The 3,050-nt window shown below is 70.7% G+C and carries 3 protein-coding genes; 2 read left to right on the forward strand and 1 reads right to left on the reverse strand.

Translation table 11 applies throughout. The annotated features are described in order from the left end of the window. Positions 1-88 precede the first annotated feature (88 nt). Positions 89-1,222, reverse strand: coding sequence for an ABC transporter substrate-binding protein (locus DY218_RS25370; RefSeq protein WP_128558474.1), 1,134 nt, complete (start codon positions 1,220-1,222; stop codon positions 89-91). A 339-nt stretch (positions 1,223-1,561) separates the two neighbouring features. Here DY218_RS25370 and DY218_RS25375 point away from each other — a divergent pair, with 339 nt between their 5' ends. Both DY218_RS25375 and DY218_RS25380 read left to right on the forward strand, forming a co-directional pair. Further along, on the forward strand, positions 1,562-2,314 hold the full coding sequence (locus DY218_RS25375) for a GntR family transcriptional regulator (protein ID WP_128558475.1): 753 nt from the start codon (positions 1,562-1,564) through the stop codon (positions 2,312-2,314). 11 nt (positions 2,315-2,325) lie between these two features. Then, positions 2,326-2,982 carry an HAD family hydrolase gene (locus DY218_RS25380; protein ID WP_128558476.1) on the forward strand — a complete coding sequence of 219 codons (657 nt, stop codon included), beginning with the start codon at positions 2,326-2,328 and terminating at the stop codon, positions 2,980-2,982. Positions 2,983-3,050 lie beyond the last annotated feature (68 nt).

A 3,050-nucleotide genomic window follows, 5' to 3' on the forward strand; every position in this document is an offset into this window, starting at 1 on the left:
CGCCGGGGTGCGGGGTCCTGCAGGGGCGCCGGCTCCGCGGGCGCGGCCGGGGCCTCGGCCACGGTATGGACTGCTTGCTCCGCCATGGTCAGCCGACCGCCTTGCCCCAGCCCTGCACGACCTTCTCCTTGGCGGCGGCCTCCTGCTCGGTGTCGGCCGACTTGGGGGTGCCGGAGACATCCGGGAGCTTGGCGGCGGCGGCCTTGTCGGCGGTGCCGTCCTTCTCCATGGGCTCGAGGAGCGCGGGGCGCGAGTAGCCCTTCAGCCAGATGTTCTGGCCCTCGGGGCTGTAGATGAACTCCAGCCAGAGGCGAGCGGCCGCGGGGTGCGGGGCGTACTTGTTGACGCCCTGGTTGTAGTAGAGCGAGTACTGGCCGTCGGAGGGGACGGTGACCTTCCAGTCGACGCCCTTGGCCTTGAGCTTGTCGCCGTAGCCCAGGTTGAGGTAGTCCCAGTCGATCGAGATCGGGGTCTCGCCCTTCTGGATGGTGGCGAGGGTGGACTCGGCGGGGACGTAGTTGCCCTTGGTCTTCAGCTCCTTGAAGAAGTCGAGACCGGGCTGGATGTCGTCCAGAGAGCCGCCGTTGGCGAGCGAGGCGGCGAAGACCGCGGAGAGTGCGGAGCTGGACTCGGTCGGGTTGCCGTTGAGCGCGACCTTGTTCTTGTACTGCGGCTTCAGGAGGTCCTTGAAGGTCTCGGGGCACTCCTTGACGGCCTTGGCGTCGCAGCCGATGGAGATGTAGCCGCCGTAGTTGTTCAGGAACGAGCCGTCGGCCTGCTTCTGCTCGTCGGGTATCGAGTCCCAGCCCTTGACCTTGTACGGAGCGAGAAGCTTCTTGGCCTTGGCGTCCTGCATGTAGGCGGTGCCGAGGTCGAGGGCGTCGACGGCGCGGTCCTGACCCTTGCGCTTGGCGGCGGCGTTGAGTGCCTGCTGGCTGCTGCCGCCCGGGTTCTCGTTGTTGACCTTGATGCCGTACTTCTCCTCGAAGGCCGCGATCATCTCGCCGTAGTTGGCCCAGTCCGGTGCCAGGGCGTAGACGTTCAGCTTGCCTTCCTTCTTCGCCGCCTCGACCAGCTTGTCCAGGCCACCGAGGTCGGCCACCGAACCCGCCTTGCCGGCCTCGCTGCTCTGGGCGTCTGCGGTGGGCGCCGATCCGCAGCCTGCTGCGGTCGCGACCACGGCGAGTGCGCAGGCCGCGGCGGCCGCGGCACGCCTGGTCACACGGGGACGGGATGCCTTCACGATGGGAACTCCTGGCTCTTCGGGATGCCACCTGTATGGACAAGCAACGTCAGTCAGCCGGACGAAGATAACCACCAAACGACCCTCAGGTAAAGCTTCCGTGGAATAAAAACCCCAGGTCATAAGCGTTATAAAGAGATGCGTTTACCGACTCATGGAGCGGAAAGACGCAAGGCTTCGCTGGTCAGGGTGCACACAGCTGCGCACAACCGGAGGTGCGTGGGACCTGCTCCTGATGGCATGATCCAGGCCCCGGGCCGGAAGGAGACGCCCCCTGGGCCCGGACCCACCCATCAGCACGGCTCCTCGAGGAGACAAGTGACCCGACGGCACGAGCACATCGCCGACGAGCTGCGCCGCGCCATCGCCGAAGGCCGCCACCCGGTGGGCGCGGCCCTGCCCTCGGAGTCCGAACTGGCCGCCGCACACGGCGTATCGCGCGGCACCCTGCGCCAGGCCTTCGGCACCCTGCAGGCCGAGGGCCTGATCGGCTCCCGGCAGGGCGCCCGCCGTGTGGTGCTCTCCACCACGCCCAGCCAGAGCTTCACCGAACTGCGCAGCTTCGCCCAGTGGGCGAGGGCGGGCGGCCGCACCCCGGGCGGCCAGGTCCTCGACAGCCGCCGCGCCGCGGCCACCGACGCCGAGGCCGGACTGCTCCAACTCGCCCCGGGCGACGAGGTCCTGCACATCCTGCGCATCCGCACCCTGGACGACGATCCGGTCCTGCTCGAACGCACGGTGTACGCGGGCTGGACCGCCGAAGCGGTCGAACAGGCCCCCGCCGACTGCGAGTCGGTCACCCAGCACCTCCAGGACACCGTCGGCCTGTTCATGTCCCACGGCGAGCACCACCTCGACGCGGTCGCCGCAGGCACCGTGGACGCCCGGGAGTTGGGCGTACGGCGCGGCTCCCCGCTGCTCAGGGTGCGCCGCACCACGACCACCCCCGAGGGCCGCCCGGTGGAGACCTCGGACGACCGCTACCGGCCCGGCTCGGTCGTCTTCACCGTCCGCAACTCGGTGCAGGCCAACCCGCTCGCCCGCACCACCCCCGACCGACCCGCACCGTGAGGAACCCCGCGATGTCCGCGCCCCGTACCCTCGACCGGCCCGCCGCGCTCCTGTGCGACATGGACGGCACCCTGGTCGACACCGAACACGCCTGGCTGGAGACGGTCGCGGACTTCCTGCGCGCCCAGGGCTCCCCTGCCGACGCCCCCGTACTGGCGCCGTTCGCCGGCGCCGCCGTGGCCGACGCGGCGGAACATCTCGTACGCAGTGGACTGACCTCGCGTACGGCCGCCGAGAGCAGCGCCGTCCTCGACCGGGAGTTCACAGCACGGGTGGCGTCCGGCGTCACCGTGCAGCCCGGCGCGCTGCGCCTGCTCGACCGCGCGCGCGAACTGGGCGTGCCCACCGCCCTGGTGACGGCCTCCGAGCGACATGTGGCCGATCTGGTGCTGCGCGCGCTCGGCGCGCACCGCTTCGACACCTCGGTGACCTCGGGCGAGTCGGAGCGCGGGAAGCCGCACCCCGATCCGTATCTGACCGCGGCCGCGCGGCTCGGCGTCGACACCGCGGACTGTCTGGCGGTGGAGGACACGCCCACCGGCGCCGCGGCGGCCCTCGCGGCCGGCTGCCGACTGCTCGCCGTCCCGTCCGTGCCGGGCATCTCCCCCGGACCCCGTACGACCCTGGTGCGCTCCCTGGAGGACGTCACCCTGCAGGGACCCGCCTGAGGCGGCCCCGACCCCGTACGAACCACCCGCACACACAGGAGGGCGGCACCCGGATCACTCCGGGTGCC

It is taken from the genome of Streptomyces triticagri, assembly GCF_003429565.1.
GTDB classification, from domain to species: domain Bacteria; phylum Actinomycetota; class Actinomycetes; order Streptomycetales; family Streptomycetaceae; genus Streptomyces; species Streptomyces triticagri.